The sequence below is a fragment of the Cohaesibacter sp. CAU 1516 genome, from assembly GCF_005771485.1.
Lineage (GTDB): Bacteria > Pseudomonadota > Alphaproteobacteria > Rhizobiales > Cohaesibacteraceae > Cohaesibacter > Cohaesibacter intestini.
This window is the reverse complement of the sequence record NZ_VANT01000002.1, coordinates 367,823-385,213: the sequence shown is the minus strand read 5'-3', so window position 1 is coordinate 385,213 and position 17,391 is coordinate 367,823. Positions and strand designations below refer to the sequence as shown.

The 17,391-nt window shown below is 56.2% G+C and carries 18 protein-coding genes; 11 read left to right on the top strand and 7 right to left on the bottom strand.

Annotation, left to right across the window (positions count from 1 at the left end; genetic code table 11):
- Positions 1–18: 18 nt before the first annotated feature.
- Together FDK21_RS08660 and FDK21_RS08655 are read right to left on the bottom strand one after the other, a co-directional pair.
- Positions 19–951: an arginine deiminase-related protein gene (locus FDK21_RS08660; RefSeq protein ID WP_246657532.1), complete on the bottom strand. Its 933-nt coding sequence runs from the start codon at positions 949–951 to the stop codon at positions 19–21.
- A 32-nt stretch (positions 952–983) separates the two neighbouring features.
- Positions 984–2,054 carry an ornithine cyclodeaminase gene (locus FDK21_RS08655; protein ID WP_114008224.1) on the bottom strand — a complete coding sequence of 357 codons (1,071 nt, stop codon included), beginning with the start codon at positions 2,052–2,054 and terminating at the stop codon, positions 984–986.
- A gap of 204 nt (positions 2,055–2,258) precedes the next feature.
- Between FDK21_RS08655 and FDK21_RS08650 the strand changes: the two genes are divergently transcribed.
- The gene (locus FDK21_RS08650; RefSeq protein WP_114008225.1) at positions 2,259–2,702 is read left to right on the top strand and encodes an Lrp/AsnC family transcriptional regulator; all 444 of its coding nucleotides are present in this window, start codon (positions 2,259–2,261) and stop codon (positions 2,700–2,702) included.
- Between the two features lie 16 nt (positions 2,703–2,718).
- Here FDK21_RS08650 and FDK21_RS08645 read toward each other — a convergent pair whose 3' ends face one another.
- A complete protein-coding gene (locus FDK21_RS08645) occupies positions 2,719–3,132 on the bottom strand; it encodes a DUF1761 domain-containing protein (protein ID WP_114008226.1) in 414 nt (137 codons plus the stop codon).
- Between the two features lie 219 nt (positions 3,133–3,351).
- Between FDK21_RS08645 and FDK21_RS08640 the strand changes: the two genes are divergently transcribed.
- Complete coding sequence (locus FDK21_RS08640; RefSeq protein WP_246657531.1) at positions 3,352–4,113, top strand: DUF1223 domain-containing protein; 762 nt, start codon at positions 3,352–3,354, stop codon at positions 4,111–4,113.
- Between the two features lie 12 nt (positions 4,114–4,125).
- On the opposite strand, the gene FDK21_RS08635 is transcribed toward FDK21_RS08640, so the two are convergent.
- The 4 genes from FDK21_RS08635 to FDK21_RS08620 form a co-directional block, all read right to left on the bottom strand.
- Positions 4,126–4,743 carry a cytochrome b/b6 domain-containing protein gene (locus tag FDK21_RS08635; RefSeq protein ID WP_138148203.1) on the bottom strand — a complete coding sequence of 206 codons (618 nt, stop codon included), beginning with the start codon at positions 4,741–4,743 and terminating at the stop codon, positions 4,126–4,128.
- 91 nt (positions 4,744–4,834) lie between these two features.
- Positions 4,835–5,281 (bottom strand): cytochrome c, encoded by a 447-nt coding sequence (locus tag FDK21_RS08630; RefSeq protein WP_157967551.1) that lies wholly within the window; start codon positions 5,279–5,281, stop codon positions 4,835–4,837.
- Positions 5,282–5,665: 384 nt separating this feature from the next.
- Complete coding sequence (locus FDK21_RS08625; protein ID WP_138148202.1) at positions 5,666–6,748, bottom strand: saccharopine dehydrogenase; 1,083 nt, start codon at positions 6,746–6,748, stop codon at positions 5,666–5,668.
- Positions 6,749–6,943: 195 nt separating this feature from the next.
- On the bottom strand, positions 6,944–7,570 hold the full coding sequence (locus FDK21_RS08620; protein ID WP_138148201.1) for a LysE family translocator: 627 nt from the start codon (positions 7,568–7,570) through the stop codon (positions 6,944–6,946).
- A gap of 89 nt (positions 7,571–7,659) precedes the next feature.
- Here FDK21_RS08620 and FDK21_RS08615 point away from each other — a divergent pair, with 89 nt between their 5' ends.
- From FDK21_RS08615 to FDK21_RS08575, 9 genes are all read left to right on the top strand, one after another.
- Positions 7,660–8,289 (top strand): HAD hydrolase-like protein, encoded by a 630-nt coding sequence (locus tag FDK21_RS08615; RefSeq protein WP_246657530.1) that lies wholly within the window; start codon positions 7,660–7,662, stop codon positions 8,287–8,289.
- Between the two features lie 286 nt (positions 8,290–8,575).
- Entirely contained in the window at positions 8,576–10,105 is a 1,530-nt protein-coding gene (gene ffh / locus FDK21_RS08610) for a signal recognition particle protein (RefSeq protein ID WP_114008232.1), read from the top strand.
- A 122-nt stretch (positions 10,106–10,227) separates the two neighbouring features.
- Positions 10,228–10,602: a 30S ribosomal protein S16 gene (gene rpsP / locus FDK21_RS08605; RefSeq protein ID WP_138148199.1), complete on the top strand. Its 375-nt coding sequence runs from the start codon at positions 10,228–10,230 to the stop codon at positions 10,600–10,602.
- 68 nt (positions 10,603–10,670) lie between these two features.
- Positions 10,671–11,297, top strand: coding sequence for a ribosome maturation factor RimM (gene rimM, locus FDK21_RS08600; RefSeq protein WP_246657529.1), 627 nt, complete (start codon positions 10,671–10,673; stop codon positions 11,295–11,297).
- 15 nt (positions 11,298–11,312) lie between these two features.
- Entirely contained in the window at positions 11,313–12,047 is a 735-nt protein-coding gene (gene trmD / locus FDK21_RS08595) for a tRNA (guanosine(37)-N1)-methyltransferase TrmD (RefSeq protein WP_138148198.1), read from the top strand.
- A 328-nt stretch (positions 12,048–12,375) separates the two neighbouring features.
- Positions 12,376–13,971 carry a DEAD/DEAH box helicase gene (locus FDK21_RS08590; RefSeq protein ID WP_138148197.1) on the top strand — a complete coding sequence of 532 codons (1,596 nt, stop codon included), beginning with the start codon at positions 12,376–12,378 and terminating at the stop codon, positions 13,969–13,971.
- A gap of 303 nt (positions 13,972–14,274) precedes the next feature.
- A complete protein-coding gene (gene rplS, locus FDK21_RS08585; RefSeq protein WP_138148196.1) occupies positions 14,275–14,730 on the top strand; it encodes a 50S ribosomal protein L19 in 456 nt (151 codons plus the stop codon).
- Between the two features lie 466 nt (positions 14,731–15,196).
- Positions 15,197–16,603: a 3-isopropylmalate dehydratase large subunit gene (gene leuC, locus FDK21_RS08580; RefSeq protein ID WP_138148195.1), complete on the top strand. Its 1,407-nt coding sequence runs from the start codon at positions 15,197–15,199 to the stop codon at positions 16,601–16,603.
- A 283-nt stretch (positions 16,604–16,886) separates the two neighbouring features.
- Positions 16,887–17,354 (top strand): GNAT family N-acetyltransferase, encoded by a 468-nt coding sequence (locus tag FDK21_RS08575; RefSeq protein WP_114008238.1) that lies wholly within the window; start codon positions 16,887–16,889, stop codon positions 17,352–17,354.
- Positions 17,355–17,391: the final 37 nt, after the last annotated feature.

Below are 17,391 nucleotides of genomic sequence, written 5' to 3'. Positions count from 1 at the left end.
GGCAGGATCTTTTGCGAATCACCCTCTGGGAGTCAAATGGATCCCTGCAATGGTACAGCGAACCGACCCGCCTGCCATCTCGATTGTCGGGATGGATAGCGGCAGCAATCTAGCAGATTGCTCTATGGTTTCGATCTGGTCCGGGGTCAGTGCGTCATAGGCCCGGGTCGATAAAGCGAGAATGCGGCCCTCTGCGCCCTGCAACTCAATGGCATTGCCGGCAAAATTGCCAATCTGGTCATTTGTCAGGCCAATCACTGTGCGGCCCGATGCTTTGAGGCGGCTGATCATTTCGCGTTTGCGACTTTCATCCTCGATCATGTCGAGCCCAATCAGGGCAAATTCGGTGGCGATGCACATCAGCACATTGGTGTGATAGATCGCCGTGCCATGGGCGTCGCTGGCGGCAAAGGCCATGGGTTCGAAATTGAAGTGGGTCGAGAAACGCTCAAGGGCAATGGGGTCCGTTCGGTCCGATCTGGTGGCATAGGCGACCCGATCAATATGGTCGAGCACCATGGCTCCAGTGCCTTCAAGAAACAGGCCGTCCGGTTCAAGGCCTGAATAATCGATCACATCCTGCACACGGTAGCGATGCTTGAGCATTTCGATGATATCGGGGCGGCGTTCAAGGCGGCGATTCTCTGCTTTCATTGGATACATCGCGATATGACCGCCCGCATGGGTGGAGAACCAATTGTTGGGAAAGACCGAATCAGGAGTTTCTTTTGTCTGATCCTCAAACAGATGGACGGTGACGCCCGCTTCCTGCAGATGCTTTGCTGCCTGGGTTATTTCTGCATGGGCCAGAGCCGCGATGTCCGCTTGCCCATCAATCGGCAAATCCGTATCCAACGCCTGAAAGGCATTGTCGAGGGCCGTTTGGCCATTGATGTGGAAGTGGTGTGGGCGAATCATGACAATGGCGGCCGGAGCCTGAGCGGACATCATCGGGAGGTCTCCTGAATGGTCAGGCGATGGGCCTATTCGGCGGCTGTGACATTCTTTTCGGCTCGACGGACCATGCCATAGAGGTCGCGTGGTTCGTCCGGGTCAGCCAGCATGTCCAGATTGTCAAAGAATTCGGTGCCCTGAATGGCGCCATAGAGATAGCGCAGGGCAGAGAAATCCTCGATTGCGAAGCCGACCGAATCAAACAGGGTGATCTGGTTATCCGAGGTGCGGCCCGTTTCCTTGCCAGCAATTACTTGCCACAATTCCTTGACCGGGTGGTCCTCTGCCAACTGCTGGATTTCGCCCTCAATGCGGGTTTGTGGCGGATATTCAACGAAAATGTCAGAGCGCAGCAGAATGTCCTTGTGCAGCTCTGTCTTGCCGGGGCAATCGCCGCCAATGGCGTTGATATGCTGCCCGGAGCCGACCATGTTGTCGGTCAGAATGGTGGCGCATTGCTTGTCAGCGGTGCAGGTGGTGATGATGTCGGCACCACTGACACATTCCTGATGGCTGTCGGTGCGAATGACAGTGAGGCCGGAATCGCGCAGGTTGAAGACCGCTTTGTCGGTGGCCACCGGGTCGATGTCATACAGACGGACAGTGTCGATGCCGCAGATGGACTTGAAGGCCAGCGCCTGAAACTCGCACTGGGCACCATTGCCGATCATTGCCATGACCTTTGCATTCTTTGGTGCCAGATACTTGGCCGCCACCGCTGACATGGCCGCGGTGCGCAGGGCGGTCAGAATGGTCATTTCAGTCAAGAGGATCGGATAGCCGTTGCCAACATCGGCCAACAGGCCAAAGGCAGTGACCGTCTGCAGGCCCTCTTTGGTGTTTTTTGGATGACCATTGACATATTTGAAGCCATAGACCTCGCCATCCGAGGTTGGCATCAGCTCGATCACGCCTTCCTTGGAGTGTGAGGCGACACGCGGGGTCTTGTCAAAGCTCTCCCAGCGTTTGAAATCACTCTCGATCTGCGCTGCGATGCCGCCGATCATCTTTTCCACGCCGATCGAGAGAATCAGTTTCATCATATTGTCGACGCTGACAAAGGGGACGAGATTGAGGCTGTCTTTTCGCGGTTTGATCATCGAGGCATCCTGCTTTCTGGCACAATGTGGGAGGGATCGGCTGCGACTGAAATGTGGTCTTTCAGGAACCGATTGCGCTTTGTTGTTGAGAATAGCGGGCCGGTTAATCAGACAAAATGGCAAAAGGCTTCAATAATCGACAGACTTTTGATAATTTCGTCAGATGTTTTTATGCAAAATGATAAATTTGGGGCGCGAAGGGACATGACAACACACTCAGCGAAGCATGTTTATGATCAACTGGACAAGGAGTTGATTTCGCTTTTGCGCCATGACGGGCGGGCGCCCTTGTCCAAGCTCGCCGATATTCTCAAAGTGTCGCGCGGAACAGTGCAGAATCGCCTCGACCGATTGCAGGAATCCGGTGCGGTGATCGGCTTTACGGTGAGGGTGCGTGAGGATTATGAGCTTGATGGTATCCGGGCGGTGATGATGATCGAGGTGGTGGGAAAATCCACTTCGCAGGTGATCAAGCGTCTGCGCGGCATGCCGGAGCTTCAAACCCTGCATACCACCAATGGCTCGTGGGATCTGGTGGCGGAAATTCAGGCCGCGTCTCTCTCCGATTTTGATCGGGTGCTGCGTGAGGTGCGGCTGATTGAAGGGGTGCTGAACAGCGAAACGAGCATTCTGCTCAGCACCATCTGAACCGGTTGCCCTTTTGTCAGCCAAACCAGCCGAGAATCGCGCCCTGAGCAGCGAGATTGACCAGCCAGTGGCCGCCATCTATCAGAGTGAGGCGGAAGGGCTTTTTCTGATAGGCATAATTGACGGTGAGGGTCGTGGCGACAAATCCGATCCAGATGAAAATTGCCGACATCATTCCGCGCCGCGGGGTCGGGTCGCCGACATGGACCAGAATGCCAAACAGCATGGTCGCTATGACGATATTGGCCAAGGCGGCGATGATGAAAGGCAGTGGGCTTTGCTTGCCGTCCGCACCCTTAATGGTTTCGGGAGTCAGGCCTGCCGCCGTCATCCATGGTTTGGCCAGCAGCATGTACCAGATAGCACCGATGGCATACCCGGCCAGTGCTGACAGCAACACGGCGATCCAATTGACTTCATCCAACGGCATTGTCTTCTCCCAGCCTTGATTCCTGAACTGACGGCTCCGTTCGGGTTGTATCAGAAGATCAGGGAAATTGACTATTAAATCTTGTTTGGTTTATTGCATGTGAAAAAGCTTCAACCGAATGTGATTGGCACTTGAAAGGCACTTCGCCTTACCTTTCAGCATGATCTCATTTTCTGAATATGGCATGGTGCCGAACTTCTTCAAAGCCGGGTGGTCACGATGATGCTTTCTCGACGCGCATTGATGCGCCTTGTTCCTGCTGCTGTTGCTCTGGGTGTCGGACTCGCTTCGGCTGTGCCGGGCGTTGCTGCCACGGGGGATAGCCCCATCGTGGTGGAGTTATTTACCTCGCAAGGCTGCTCGTCCTGTCCGCCAGCGGACAAGCTGCTGGGTGAATTGTCGGCCAATCCAAATGTGATTGCCCTGACGCAGGCTGTCGATTACTGGGACTATCTTGGCTGGAAGGATGAAAATGCCCGCAAAGCCCATACGGTTCGTCAGCAGAATTATGCCCGGGTGCGCGGGGATCGCCGCATCTATACCCCCCAAATGGTGATCAATGGGCGCACCCATGTGGTCGGATCCCGCCGTGGGGAAGTGGAGCGCGGTCTGGCGCGTGGTGCAAAGGCTTTGTCCGTTAATATCAAAACCGAAACCTCGCGCGATGCCCTCAAGATTTCGGTGGCAGGATCAAACAGCGTTGACAAACGGGTGCGCAATAGCACGCTTTATCTCGTTCCATTCAAAAAGTCGGTTTCGGTGGCGATCAAGCGGGGAGAAAACCGGGGTCGGACCGTAACCTATCATAATGTGGTGTCCGGGATGCGGCCGATTGGTATGTGGCATGGGGATTCGATTGCCGTCGAGTTGCCTCTGGCGGAATTGCAGCAGCATGGATTTGATGGCTGCGCGGTGTTGCTTCAGGCAGATCTGAAAGGATTGCCCGGTCCCATACATGGTGCAGCCATGGTGTCATTCTGACAAATGACGGGGTCAGGACGTCAGGCGCTTCTTGACCAGCTTCCAGCCCGTGATCATTGGGGTGACCAGATTTTCGCGTTTCCAGATCTTGTAAAAGAGGATCGCGGCAACATGCAGGACCACGATGATCATCACGGCCTTTGATAAAATATGATGCAGTCGATTGGCTAGCACCGACATATCATAGCCGACATAGCTGGCAAGCGGGCCGACATTGACATAGTCATCAGGATCGGAAACCAGACCGGTGACTGCCTGGGCGATCAGAATGGCCAGAAGCGCGAACGCGGCGAATGCGCCGAGCGGATTGTGCCCAGGCCAGTAGCTCGGTTCACGTCGGGCTATGGTGGACAGATACTTGATGACCGCGTTCGGGCCATAAATGAAATGACTGAACCGGGCCGTTTTTGGGCCAACAAATCCCCAAATCAGGCGGAAGGCCAACAGGCCGCAGACTGCATATCCGGCATAGAAATGCAGGGTCATGACATCCGGGCCAAATTCCCCCAGTCCCCATGCAGTTGCCACCGCGATGACAAGGGCCCAATGAAAGAGCCGCAGGGCCGGGTCCCAGATTTTGACATGCTCAACGTTGCTCGGGACTTCCGTGTTTGAATGCTTGTCGCTCATGCTGTTTCTCTGATGTCAGAATATGGCTGATAGGAGACGAGAATGACAAAGACCGGGACGGATGCCCGGTCTCTGGATTGAATGAAAAATTCTATTTCTCGCGGAAGCTGTCGTGGCAGGCTTTGCAGGTGCCGCCGGTTTGACCCAGAGCCTTGCCAAGCTCGGCGCGGCCCTTGCCAGCTTCGGTTTGCAACATGGCAACGGCTCCCGCCAGAGCGCCCGCTTTCTCGCCAAATTCTGGGAAATTGTCCCAAATTTCCTTCTTGGAGCGGGTTTTGCCGGACATTGCGGAGGAATCCGTACCCGGTACAAAGAGGAAACCGATGTTGGTCTTGGACAGATGGAACAGATTGTCGGCGTGGGTTTGCGCCTTTTTGGCATCATACTCGACTTCGCCTTTGGCCATGGCTGCGAGTGCGCCCATATTGGCCCCAAGCAGTTTGAAATGCCCCTGACGGGCTTCGATGGCTTTGTCGTTGGCGAGGGCAGGAACAGCAAGGAGGGAAGCAGCGACGGCTGCAAGAGCAAGTGTGCGCATAGTTTGGTCCTCTTGATCGTTGGTCATTCAATGGTTCGAATTATAAAAATTTGAAGTGTGACGATCGTATCAGCATCATTTCGGCTTTTTGATGCATTGCACGGTCTCATTAATAAACTTTCCGTGATCAGGGCCACTGACTGCGGAAAGGGCAGCTGACTCTTATGGCAGATAATTTGCACTATTATGAATATAGCCATCCTGCCACGGGTTGAAAGCCTTTGTCGCCCTCTGATGCCAATTGTCGCGGGCAGCCGAGCAAATGGTCAAGGCCCTCTTCTGATTTGTTCGCAGGAGATCCGGATTTGGATCGATTCTGCAAAAAAGGCCCGCCGGATTGTATTTCTCGGCGAGCCTTTGGAGTGCCATCACTCAGTGAAGGGGTTACAGACCGGCTTTTTCGCGGACTTCGTCAAACTTGTTTGCCGCATTCTTCCATTCCGGGCCCTGATCAAAGCGCAGCAGCGCAGTGATGAACTGATCTGAGAATTCCTCGGCGGCCTGGGCTGGCAGGAGCGAAGGCAGATTGTCAATGGACGTGACTTCCACCGCATCGCCGGCGCCATTTTTCACCACTTCGATCACCGGTTCGGTCCAACTGGTCGGCGCGTCATAAATGGGCAGTGGGTTGAAATCAGAGAAAGGATCGCAGGAGACGTCGGCGATGACTTTCATAGTGCAATTGGCGTCTGACAGGTGGCTCTTGTTGGCCAGCAACAGGCCGGGGCCGAACATCAGCACGCAATTGACCATCAGGTCATGAGACAGAAGCGTCTGGCGATCGAGCAGACGGGTTTCCTCAATGTCCCATTTGGTCACCGAGAAGCCGACCGCTTCAAGGCATTCACAAGCGCCCGTGCCCGAGCGTCCCTTGGCACCGATAACAATGGCGGTTGGCATATCGCCGTCCCCTTCGGTGGCCAAAGCGCGCAATTTCTCGATGATCACATCCTGACTTTCATAAGGGCTGACGCCATGGAGGATTTCGTCGCGCCCGGCGCGGCGTTCGAGCAGACGGTGCGCCCCGAGGGCGGCGCCCATCCAACCGGCCCAATAACCAAAGGCGGCAACCCGGCGGCCATCGTCGCCAACTAGGAACTCGATGTCATAAAGCAGGCCGTCGCCCTTGGTGAAGCGGGCCATCTCACCTTCCCAACCGGTCTGGTCCTTATAAATATGGGCGAAATGGATCATCCGATGTGGCAGCTCGGCAGGGGTTTCGGCCAGTTCCTTGAGGCCCAAAATGACCGTGTCCTTGGGGGCATCGACCCAGGAGCGCGGGGCAGCGATGGCGCAGCCTGCCGCTTCATAGTCAGCATCGGCAAAGGCGCGTTTGTCACTGGCCTCGACGGTGACTTGGAAGCCAGCATCGCACAGGATTTTTGCATTTTTCGGGGTCAGAGCCGTGCGACGCTCGGTGCTGCGATCTTCGTCGCGCAGCCAGATATGGGCTTTGGGTTCGGACATGGTTGGTCTCCATCTGGTCGGCAGGCGCGCCCGCTATTTTGCTTCAGATTTGCTTCAGGCGCTGTCTTTTTTCGTTGGCGGCTAGATTACCCGCTTTGAATCAAAAAGATAGAGGGAGGCCTGTGCCGAAATGTTGGATCGGGATGCGATTTCGTCATTTTGCCAGTATGCCAGCGCAGCTTGTCGCCCCGAGGGCTAGCTGGTCCGGCTGAGGGTAGCGGTCATCAGACCTGCGCCAATCAGAAAGGACGCGCCTGCCTGATGGGTGCGTTTGACGAAGCGGGGGTTCGACAGGGTCTGGCTGAGGCTGCCTGCCAGCAGGGCCCAACTGGTGACGATGACAGCAACACAGCAAAGAAAAGTGGCTTCCAGCAAAGCAAATTGCATCAGGGCCGGGGCTGTCGGGTCAACAAATTGCGGCACGAAGGCGACGAAGAAGATGATGCCTTTGGGATTGAGCGCGGTGACAGTGAAGGCACTCCAAAACATCTTGCTCCGGCTGGTTTCGGACTGGCCGTCGCCCAGTTCGATGCGGCCACCTGCATTGCGCCACATCTTGATGCCGAGCCACAGCAGATAGGCCGCCCCGATCCATTTGAGAATGGTGAAGAGCAGGGCGGAGGTAGCAAGGATCGCTCCGGCACCGAGCAAGGATGCGGTCATGGTGAACAGATCGCCCATCAAGACACCGGGAATCGTCGACCACGCGGTCTTGCGCCCCCCACCCAAGGCATAGGAGATCACCAGAATGACGGTCGGGCCGGGAATGATCAACAAGGCAGAGCTGGCGAGGATGAAGGCGATCCAGACGTCAATTGGCATAGATGCTATTCCTGTTTGGCAGTGATGTGGCTCTTTCCAGCAAACGCAGACTTGTCTATGAAAGGCAAGACACTTTCCGGGAGACGCTCGTGACGACCTTGTTCTTTGATTTAGACGGTACATTGATTGATCCGGCAGAGGGAATCATCAATTGCCTGCATCATGCCTTCGACACCCTCGGCATCAAGGATGTGCCTGAGGATCTGCACTGGTGCATCGGGCCACCCTTGCATGATAGCTTCGCAATCCTTGTCGGGCCGGACCGGGTGGATGAGGCGCTTGCCGCCTATCGGCAACGCTATGGCGAACTTGGTCTGTATGAGCATGTGGTTTATGAGGGCATCCCGGACTTGTTGGCTGATTTGAATCGGCGAGGCTATCAACTTTGTCTGGCAACGTCGAAGGTGAAGGTCTTTGCCGATCGGATCCTGACACACTTCAATCTGGCGCAGCATTTCCAATATGCTTTCGGGTCCGAGCTGGATGGCAGCCTGAGCAACAAAGCCGAGTTGCTGGCCCATGGGCTGGCGGTCACGGGCGTTTCGGCGGCAGATGCGGTGATGATTGGAGATCGCAAATTTGATATGATCGGGGCGTCGGCCAACGACATCGCGACCATCGGCGTGACCTGGGGCTATGGCAGCGTTGAGGAGTTGGAACAGGCGGGCGCTGGGCGACTTGTTGCTTCAGTGGCAGACTTGGCTGGCCTTTTTGGCTGAAATTGGGCGTTTTTTGTGGCCTATGGGCTTCAAAGCGGTTGACCTTTGAGTCATTTGCGCGTAGAAGCGCCCCATTCTCAATTGCCGATATGACAATTTGAGCCACTGACCCGGTCCCGCAATGGTATAAAGAGAACCGGGAAGTCCACATCCGACAGCGCGATGCGCCCTCGGATGCTTTTTGCTATGGCCCGTTGTTTTTCTTCTTTGAAAGCACTTGGCGCGAGGCAGGAAAAGGCCCAAATTTGACCCATCGGCAGGTTGAGAAAACTCGAAGGAGCAATGAATGTTTGAATCTCTATCAGATCGCCTAAGCGGCATTTTTGACAAGCTCTCCAAACGCGGTGCGCTGAGTGAAGCTGATGTCAATTCTGCGCTGCGTGAAGTGCGACGCGCTCTGATCGAGGCGGACGTTGCTCTGGATGTGGTGCGTAGCTTCACCGAGCAGGTGAAGGAAAAGGCGGTCGGTGTCGAGGTGATCAAATCGGTCAGCCCGGCGCAGATGGTGATCAAGCTGGTCCATGACCAGATGGTCGAGATGCTCGGCGCGGATACCAAGACCATCGATCTGAATGCCCCTGCGCCTGTGGCGATCATGATGGTTGGTCTGCAGGGCTCGGGTAAAACCACCTCGACGGCGAAAATTTCCCTGCGCCTGCAAAATCGCGAGCGCAAGAAAGTCTTGATGGCCTCACTCGATACCCGCCGTCCTGCCGCGCAGGAGCAGCTGCGGGTGCTGGGTGAGCAGAATGGCATCGAGACACTGCCGATTGTCGCTGGCCAAAGCCCGACCCAGATTGCCGAGCGCGCCATGAATGCTGCACGGCTGGGTGGCTTTGACGTGGTGATGCTCGACACTGCAGGCCGGACCCATGTGGACGAGCCCTTGATGCTGGAAATGGCCGACATCAAGAAGGTCACCAACCCGCACGAAATCCTGCTGGTTGCCGACAGTCTGACCGGTCAGGATGCGGTCAATGTCGCCAAGAGCTTTGACGAACGGATGGATGTCACCGGTATCGTTCTGACCCGTGTGGACGGGGATGGTCGCGGTGGTGCGGCCCTGTCGATGCGGGCTGTGACCGGCAAGCCGATCAAGCTGATGGGCATGGGCGAGAAGGCCGATGCGCTGGAAGAATTCCATCCAGAGCGTATCGCTGGCCGTATTCTTGGCATGGGCGACATCGTTTCGCTGGTTGAGAAAGCGGCGGAAACGATCGATGCGGAGAAGGCTGCTGCTGCTGCGGAAAAACTGCGCAAGGGCAAGTTTGATCTGGAAGATCTGAAAGACCAGCTGGGCCAGATGGCCAAGCTTGGCGGCCTTGGCGGCATCATGGGCATGATGCCGGGTATCGGCAAGATCAAGAAACAAATGGCTGCGGCCAATCTTGATGATTCCATTATCAAGCGTCAGGTGGCGATCATCAATTCGATGACCCGCGCTGAGCGCCGCAACCCGAAATTGCTCAATGCCAGCCGCAAGAAGCGCGTGGCAGGCGGGGCCGGGGTGCAAGTCTCTGAAATCAACAAACTTCTGAAAATGCATCGCCAGATGGCGGACATGATGAAGATGGTTGGCAAGAAGAAAGGTGGCCTTGGCGGTCTGCTCGGTGGCGGTATGCCGAATATCGATCCGGCTGAACTGGAGGCCATGCAGAAATCTGGTCAAATGCCCGATATGGGGGATTTGACCAAGGGATTGTCCGGCGGCCTGCCGGGTGGTCTGCCCGGCGGATTGGGTGGTATGCCCGGTCTGGGCGGGCCAAAACTTCCCGGTCTGGGCGGCATGCCCGGCAAGCGGAAAAAGAAACGCTGATCCAACAAAGAGGGTTGGTTCGACATTGAATAAAGGTCAGGGGCCGGCGCATCGAAATATGCAGGCCAGAAGAAGCTGATCTGAAGACACAAAGAAATTGCCGTATTTGGAAAGGAAAATCCATGGCTCTTAAAATTCGTCTGGCCCGCGGTGGCTCCAAGAAACGTCCTTACTATCGTGTCGTTATCGCTGACGTCCGTTCCCCACGTGACGGTCGCTTCATCGAAAAAGTAGGCTCTTACAACCCACTGCTGCCGAAAGATTCCGAAGAGCGCGTCAATCTTGACATTGAGCGCATCCAGTACTGGATCTCTAAAGGCGCACAGCCTACCGATCGCGTTCTGCGTTTCCTCGATGCTGCCGGTGTTGCCAAGCGTCCAGCACGCAACAACCCGAACAAAGCTGAACCAGGTGCCAAAGCCAAAGAGCGTCTGGAAGAGAAGCGCATGAAAGAAGAAGAAGCTGCTGCTGCTGTCGCTGAAGCAAGCGCTGAGTAATCTTCGCCTGATGAGGGAGTCCGGATATCAGCCGGACTCCCTTTTTTATTGCCTTGAGGAACCTGCCCATGTCCAAATCCATGCCCAAACAGGCAGCCGAGCCGGAAGGCAAGGTCTGTCTCGCCCAGATCGGCGCAGCCCATGGGGTGCGTGGGGATGTGCGGATCAAGTTGTTCTCCGATGACCCGGCAGCACTGACCCACTATGGCGCGCTGTCGAACGCGGATGGGTCGCGCCGGTTCGTGATCGAGAGCGCGCGCCTGTCCAAGACGGTTTATGTTTGCCGGATCAAAGGGCTGCGGGACCGCAACGAAGTCGAAGCGCTCAATGGCGTGAAGCTTTATATCGACCGGGATCAATTGCCAGAACTCGATGAAGAAGAATTTTATCATTCCGATCTGCTCGGTCTGGACGTGCGGCTTGAAGATGGTACGGTGCTCGGCTCGATTGTTGGCATTCCTGATTTTGGCGCGGGCGATCTGCTCGATATCGCGCCGAAAAAGGGCAAGGGCTTCTATCTGCCTTTCACCATGGCCGTGGTGCCCCGTGTGGATGTGGCAGGCGGTTTTGTCACCGTTGTGCCGCCTGAAGGCTGGCTTGATGACGCAGATCGAAGCGAGCAGGCGCAAGAGGGTGAAGGGTTTGATTTTTCCCAGTCGCCAGAGTTGCTTGATGGCCTGAAAGATACCGATTGAAACGGGGACGGACGGATGTCGGACGAGACCAACAATGAGGGGCTGAATGAAGCGCCATGGCGGGCGACCATTCTCACCCTTTATCCCGACATGTTCCCCGGACCGCTTGGCACCTCTCTGGCTGGCCGGGCGCTGGAAAATGGTCTTTGGTCTCTTGATATTCTGCATATTCGCGATTTTGCCGAAGGCAAGCATCGCAATGTTGACGACACCCCTGCGGGGGGTGGCGCTGGCATGGTGCTGCGGCCCGATGTGGTGGGGCGGGCGATTGATGCCGCTACCGGGGAAGGGGACATGCGGCCACGCATTCTTCTCTCGCCACGCGGTAAGTCGCTGACACAGGAAAAAGTCCGGTCGCTGAAAGAGGCGGGTGGGGCAATTTTGCTTTGCGGTCGGTTTGAAGGGGTCGATCAGCGGGTGATTGATGGCCGCGAGTTGGAAGAAATTTCCATTGGTGATTATATTCTGTCGGGTGGTGAGCTGGGCGCCATGGTGCTGATGGATGCGGTGGTGCGGCTGTTGCCCGGCGTGATGGGCAAGGTGGCGAGCGGCGAGGATGAAAGCTTTGAAAGTGGCTTGCTGGAATATCCGCACTATACCCGCCCGGCCATCTGGGAAGGCCATGAAATCCCTGAGATTCTCTCCTCAGGCCATCATGGCAAGATCGCTCAGTGGCGCCATGAGCAAGCCGTCGCGCTAACCAAAGAACGCCGGCCTGATCTGTATGAGGCTTGGGAGGCGGAGGAGTAGGTCAACTCTTCTTTTTGCGGTCTTTACCATCCCTTCTGATTGCTTCCTGATCACGCCTGATCGTGAGGGTAATTTCATACTTGCCCTTGCATTGTCACAGTCTGTGCTATACATAGCGGGTTCCTGCTCGGGCGTAGACGATGGGCTTTCCATCAGCGGAGCGGGATATCTTGCTGACAATCCATAAGAGATTGTCGCCGGGACGACCCCCATCGCGGGGCAGACCCCACAGGCAGCTTTTCTGCGCAAGCTTCCCCCAAATGAACAAATGTATGCCATTGCTCGCCGCACTTTTGCGCGATCAAGCAATGGCCAATGGAAGTATTCCTTGACCAATTTTTCTGATCTCGGCCTCGCCGAGCCAATCCTGCATGCCCTTGAAACAGAGGGCTATGCGCAGCCAACCCCGATCCAGATCGAAGCCATTCCGGTGGCAATGACCGGTGCGGACATTCTGGGCATTGCCCAGACCGGAACCGGCAAGACCGCGTCCTTCGTTCTGCCGATCCTTGACAAGTTGGCGCGCAATGATCGTAGACCAACGCCGAAAGCCTGCGAAGCCCTGATCCTTGCTCCAACGCGCGAGCTGGTGGCACAGATTGCCGAGAATATTCGCAAATATAGCCGCAATATGCGGGTGTCGGTGACCATCGTTGTCGGTGGCGTCAAGCCATCACCGCAAATTCGCAAGCTGGCAAGTGGTAGCCATATCGTCGTGGCCACCCCGGGACGGTTGCTTGATCACATCAATAATGGCCATCTGACCCTTGGCCGCACCAAGATGGTGGTGCTCGATGAGGCCGATCATATGCTTGATCTGGGCTTCATTCCCGACATTCGTCGCATCATGAAGCATTTGCCGAAAGAACGGCAGACCTCTTTGATGTCGGCAACCATGCCCAAGCCGATCCGGATCTTGGCCAAGGATTTCCAGCGCAATCCGACTGAAATTGCCGTTGCGACAGTGTCTCGGCCGATTGAGCGGATCGAGCAAAGTGTGCGCCATGTCCATCGTGATGCCAAACGACACGCCCTGACGGCGATCCTGAAAGGCGCTGAAGTGGATCGGGCGATTGTCTTTACCCGCACCAAGCGCGGGGCCGACCGGGTCAGTCAGCATTTGCAGAAAGCCGGACTGATGGCCGCTGCCATTCATGGCAACAAAAGCCAGAGCCAGCGGGTGAAAGCGTTGCAGAGCTTCAAGTCGGGGGAAACCTCGATCATGGTGGCGACCGACATTGCCGCTCGCGGCATTGATATCGATGATGTCTCGCATGTGGTGAATTTCGAGCTGCCGGAAGTGCCGGAAGCCTATGTCCACCGCATTGGTCGGACGGCGCGTGCCGGTCGGACGGGGACGGCGGTGTCTTTGTGTGAGCCGTCGGAAGTGAAATTGCTGCGCGGCATTGAAAGGCTGATCGGCAATAACCTGCCGACCGATGACAGCGAAATGGATCTGGAAGGCTTCTCGCCGATGGACGCAATCCTGTCGGACGCGCCGCAGGACGATCGCCGCAAAAGCAATCCGCGCAAACGGCGCGGCGCCAGTGCCCAGAATGACAATCAGGCCGACAGTCAGGGCCGGCGTCAGGCTGATGGCCGGCGGGATGGCAAGCCCAAAGTCAATAGCCGCGGCAAGGCCAATGGTCAGGCAAAATCCGCCGACCGGCAATGGTCCCCAATGGAAGCGTCGGCTTCTTCTGGCGCTTCGGCCCAGGAAGGCAAGGCTGCGCGTCCAACAAATGGACAGAAGCGCAAACGCTTTGGTGACAAGCCTGCCGGAGCCAGTGGGTCCCGATCCAATGGCGCACGGATGGGCGCTTCGGGCAAGCAAGGGGCAGGGCGCGACTTCAATGGCGGGGCAAAATCCGGCAATGGTCGCCGTCGCCGATCCGGCTCTGCACGTCCAGCAGCCACTGCCTGACGCGTTGATAGCAATAGACCCGGCATGGTTGGGATATTCCATCATGCCGGGGCGATTGATGCGGTGTTTTCCTTTTTGTTGGCTGCGACTTTCCAAGGCGCGGTCTTGAAGGGGAGAAAAGGCAGAAAAAGCCGCGGTTTGACTCACTTTTTGGGGTGACAAATGGCGTGACATGGGGTAAAGACCCCCAATCTGATTTCCAACAAGTACGGCGAACCGGCCCTTGTGGCAGTCGGGCAGCAATGAGCCTGACGGGACTGCATTGGACGCTCTGGTCGTGGTTATACAACAAGAGTGAAGATCATGAACATCATTGAGCAGCTCGAACAAGAGCAAATGGCCGAAGTCGCTGCAAAGCGCGAAATCCCAGAATTCTCTCCAGGTGACACCGTGCGCGTGAATGTGCGTGTGACCGAGGGTACCCGCACCCGTGTTCAGGCTTATGAAGGCCTGTGCATTGCTCGTTCCGGCGGTGGCCTGAACGAAAACTTCACCGTTCGCAAAATCTCTTACGGTGAAGGCGTTGAGCGTGTATTCCCAGTTTACAGCCCAATGATTGACAGCCTCGAAGTCGTTCGTCGTGGTAAGGTTCGCCGTGCGAAACTCTACTATCTGCGTGAGCGCCGTGGTAAGTCTGCTCGTATCGCCGAGGCAACCAACGTGCGTGCGCGTCGCCTGAACGATGTGACCAAAGCCAAGGCTGCTGAAGAGCGCGCTGCTGTCAAAGCTGCTCGCGCTGAGAAGAAAGAAGCCGAGTAAGCCTCGCTTCCTTCGAAAAGATCAAAGGCCCGATGGATCTCCGTCGGGCTTTTTTTGTTGGTTGAATGTGCGGTGTGGCTGGTTTTTGTGGCAGATGGGTTGGATCTGAGCGACGGGTGTCTTTCCTGAATGCTGTGCCGGGGTTGATTGGCGGCATTTTCTGTCGCCTCAATCTGTTTTATTTTCGCAATATTGCTTGACGATCACCCTGAAATTGTCGCAATACAGAGCCAACCTGTTTTGCCCTGGATTTTGCGCTATCTTGTATGGTGCCAAGTCTGCCGGGCGACCGGCCAAGGGGGCAGTTTTGTGCCGCACTTGCATGGCCGGTTCAAACCGTGATGACTGACCGGGCTTTTGTCTCGCGCCTCGCCGAGGAAAGGCTCTCCAATCAAGGGATCAACTTGCCTCCCACCGCTTATGCAAACCGGATGCGGGTTGATCGAGAAAAGGACTCGTAACAAGCATGTCTGCACCGAAGACCCTTTATGACAAAATCTGGGATGCCCATGTCGCTGATCAGCAAGAAGACGGCACTTGCCTGCTTTATATTGATCGGCACCTTGTCCATGAAGTGACGTCTCCGCAGGCCTTTGAAGGGCTGCGCATGGCGGATCGCAAGGTACGGGCTCCCCAGCGCACGCTGGCTGTTGTTGACCACAATGTGCCAACCACTGATCGCACCAAGGGCATCGATGATCCTGAATCCAGGTTGCAGGTGGAAACGCTGGCCAACAATGCCGCTGAGTTCGACATCGAATATTACGATGAGCTTGATAACCGTCAGGGCGTGGTGCACATCGTGGGTCCCGAGCAGGGCTTCACCCTGCCTGGCATGACCATCGTGTGTGGCGACTCCCACACCTCGACCCATGGTGCCTTTGGCTCTCTGGCCCACGGCATCGGCACCTCCGAAGTGGAGCATGTGTTGGCGACCCAGACGCTGGTGCAGAAAAAAGCCAAGAACATGAAGGTCGAAGTCAATGGCAAGCTCGGTGAGGGTGTGACCGCCAAGGACATCGTTCTGGCCATCATCGGCAAGATCGGTACCGCTGGCGGCACTGGCCATGTGATCGAATTTTGTGGTGATGCCATCCGTGATCTGTCGATGGAAGGCCGGATGACTGTCTGCAACATGGCGATTGAAGGCGGGGCTCGTGCAGGCTTGATTGCTCCGGACGAAAAAACCTTTGCCTATATCAACGGCCGCCCGAAGGCACCGAAAGGCGCAGACTGGGACAAGGCGGTTGCCTGGTGGAAAACGCTCTATACCGACGAAGGGGCGCATTTCGACACGGTTGTTACGCTTGATGCCGCTTCCCTGCCGCCAATTGTCTCCTGGGGTACCAGCCCTGAAAATGTGGTGACCATCGATGGTGCCACCCCTGATCCGGACAAAATCGAAGACGAAGGCCGTCGTGCGGCGGTACAGCGTGCACTCAATTATATGGGTCTTGAGCCAAACACCAAGATGACCGATATCGCGATTGATCGCATCTTTATCGGCTCTTGTACCAATGGCCGCATCGAAGATCTGCGCGCCGCAGCCGACGTGCTGAAGGGCCGCAAGATCAAGGATGGCATCCATGCGATGGTTGTGCCGGGGTCCGGTCTGGTGAAGGCTCAGGCCGAAGAGGAAGGTCTGGACAAGATCTTTGTTGAAGCGGGCGCTGAATGGCGCGAGCCGGGTTGCTCCATGTGTCTTGCCATGAATGCGGACAAGCTGGCACCGGGGGAGCGTTGCGCGTCCACCTCGAACCGCAACTTTGAAGGCCGTCAGGGTTTCAAGGGCCGTACGCATCTGGTATCGCCAGCCATGGCTGCTGCTGCTGCAGTGGCTGGTCGCTTCATCGATGTGCGCGAGCTTGACTGATAACGAGATCAGGCAAGGCCGTCAGGGCCTTGCCTTTTTTGTTGCGCTCGTCATCCCTTATGGAGAAACACGAATCTGAGGCCGGGTTTCCTGCAAGCGATGCGCTCCGGACGACTTGATTCTGTGGGATTTGTGGGGACGGGTGGCAGCAATGGATTGTTAATTTCTCGTTGCAAACTACCATGAGGGTCTGTGTGGGACCGCTTTCAAGCGGGCGCCAATTCGGGCGGCTGTTTCGGACCCATGCTGATATTTAGTTTTTGAGACCGGAACGGGAGACATCATGAGCAAGATTGAGATCAAGATTCTGGACCAGGACACCGCCCCCAATCTGGCTCCGCTGATCGCAGCCCATGCGCAGGAGCGCAAACGTGGAGCACCGCGTCAGCCCGATATTTTCTATGCTGAAACGCTGTTGAATGATCGCACAGCAGAAGTTCTGGGTGCCTATGTTGATGGCGAACTGAGTGCTTTTGCAACCTTTTTCGATCTGCCGGAAACCATTTCGGGCAAGCGTGTCGGCCATATCGACATTCTGTATGTCGATTACACGGCCCGTGACAAAGGCGTCACCAAGGCGATGATCGAGGACCTGATCAAAATCGGTGACGAGCGCAACTGGCTGGAATTGCAATGGAACAATCCAAGCCCGAGCCAGCAAGGCAAGATCGCGCAGATTTCCCATTTGTCGAGCTCTGCCAGTGTCCGTGTATCGATTGGCATCCACGAAGAGCATACCAAGGTGCAATAAGCTCGATTGATGGCCTGAAGCAATCAAGCCCTGTCGC

Bases quoted from the DNA above. Each gene is read 5' to 3' on its own strand.
- FDK21_RS08660 (WP_246657532.1), bottom strand. From the start codon at position 951: ATGATGTCCGCTCAGGCTCCGGCCGCCATTGTCATGATTCGCCCACAC.
- FDK21_RS08655 (WP_114008224.1), bottom strand. From the start codon at position 2,054: ATGATCAAACCGCGAAAAGACAGCCTCAATCTCGTCCCCTTTGTCAGC.
- FDK21_RS08650 (WP_114008225.1), top strand. From the start codon at position 2,259: ATGACAACACACTCAGCGAAGCATGTTTATGATCAACTGGACAAGGAG.
- FDK21_RS08645 (WP_114008226.1), bottom strand. From the start codon at position 3,132: ATGCCGTTGGATGAAGTCAATTGGATCGCCGTGTTGCTGTCAGCACTG.
- FDK21_RS08640 (WP_246657531.1), top strand. From the start codon at position 3,352: ATGATGCTTTCTCGACGCGCATTGATGCGCCTTGTTCCTGCTGCTGTT.
- FDK21_RS08635 (WP_138148203.1), bottom strand. From the start codon at position 4,743: ATGAGCGACAAGCATTCAAACACGGAAGTCCCGAGCAACGTTGAGCAT.
- FDK21_RS08630 (WP_157967551.1), bottom strand. From the start codon at position 5,281: ATGCGCACACTTGCTCTTGCAGCCGTCGCTGCTTCCCTCCTTGCTGTT.
- FDK21_RS08625 (WP_138148202.1), bottom strand. From the start codon at position 6,748: ATGTCCGAACCCAAAGCCCATATCTGGCTGCGCGACGAAGATCGCAGC.
- FDK21_RS08620 (WP_138148201.1), bottom strand. From the start codon at position 7,570: ATGCCAATTGACGTCTGGATCGCCTTCATCCTCGCCAGCTCTGCCTTG.
- ffh (WP_114008232.1), top strand. From the start codon at position 8,576: ATGTTTGAATCTCTATCAGATCGCCTAAGCGGCATTTTTGACAAGCTC.
- rpsP (WP_138148199.1), top strand. From the start codon at position 10,228: ATGGCTCTTAAAATTCGTCTGGCCCGCGGTGGCTCCAAGAAACGTCCT.
- rimM (WP_246657529.1), top strand. From the start codon at position 10,671: ATGTCCAAATCCATGCCCAAACAGGCAGCCGAGCCGGAAGGCAAGGTC.
- trmD (WP_138148198.1), top strand. From the start codon at position 11,313: ATGTCGGACGAGACCAACAATGAGGGGCTGAATGAAGCGCCATGGCGG.
- rplS (WP_138148196.1), top strand. From the start codon at position 14,275: ATGAACATCATTGAGCAGCTCGAACAAGAGCAAATGGCCGAAGTCGCT.
- leuC (WP_138148195.1), top strand. From the start codon at position 15,197: ATGTCTGCACCGAAGACCCTTTATGACAAAATCTGGGATGCCCATGTC.
- FDK21_RS08575 (WP_114008238.1), top strand. From the start codon at position 16,887: ATGAGCAAGATTGAGATCAAGATTCTGGACCAGGACACCGCCCCCAAT.